Origin of the sequence: Streptacidiphilus sp. ASG 303, from assembly GCF_020991365.1 — a bacterium.
In the GTDB taxonomy this organism is placed as follows: Bacteria; Actinomycetota; Actinomycetes; order Streptomycetales; family Streptomycetaceae; genus Peterkaempfera.
Genome location: NZ_JAJLRA010000088.1, coordinates 1 through 854, shown reverse-complemented (window position 1 = coordinate 854; position 854 = coordinate 1). Strand labels below are relative to the sequence as shown.

The window sequence follows — 854 nt, the reverse complement described above, 5'->3', positions numbered from 1 at the left end:
CCGCACGCGGGCCTGGTGAACCGTCTCGCGTGGATGCAGGGCGAGTACGGGCTGGGCCCGGGTGACCGGGTGCTGCAGAAGACCCCCTTCGGCTTCGACGTGTCGGTGTGGGAGTTCTTCTGGCCCGTGACCCAGGGCGCGACGCTGGTGGTGGCCGCGCCCGGCGGACACCGTGACCCGTCGTACCTCGCCGAGACCATCGTCCGCCACCGGGTGTCGGTCGCGCACTTCGTGCCGTCCATGCTCCAGGTGTTCCTGCGCGAAGCGGGTGCGTCACGGTGCTCGACGCTGCGCGCCGTGATCTGCAGCGGTGAGGCCCTCCCGGGCGAGCTCGCCGGCCACTTCCGCGAGGTCCTGGGCGAGCGGCTGCACAACCTGTACGGCCCGACCGAGGCATCCATCGACGTCACCGCCTGGCCCGCCGTCGCCGGCGCCGTAGGCGCCTCGGGCTCGGTACCCATCGGAACGCCGATCTGGAACACCCGGACCTACGTCCTGGACGCGGCCCTGCAGCCGTGCCCGCCCGGCGTCCCGGGCGAGCTCTACCTCGCCGGCTCCGGCCTGGCCCGCGGCTACCTCAACCGCCCCGCCCTGACCGCCGAACGCTTCGTCGCCGCCCCCCACGGCCCGGCCGGCTCCCGCATGTACCGCACCGGCGACCTCGCCCGCTGGAACCAGGACGGTGTCCTGGAATACCTCGGCCGCACCGACGACCAGGTCAAACTCCGCGGCTTCCGCATCGAACTCGGCGAAGTGCAGTCCGCACTCGCCTCCCACCCCGCCGTGGCCCAGGCCGCGGTCCTCGTCCGCGAGGACCGCCCCGGCGACCAGCGCCTGACCGCCTACATCGTCCC

The 854-nt window shown here is 73.4% G+C and carries 1 protein-coding gene; it reads left to right on the top strand.

Translation table 11 applies throughout. The annotated features are described in order from the left end of the window. Positions 1-854, top strand: an 854-nt coding sequence (locus tag LO771_RS30020) for an AMP-binding protein (RefSeq protein ID WP_230748324.1), incomplete at both ends; no start/stop codon positions are given.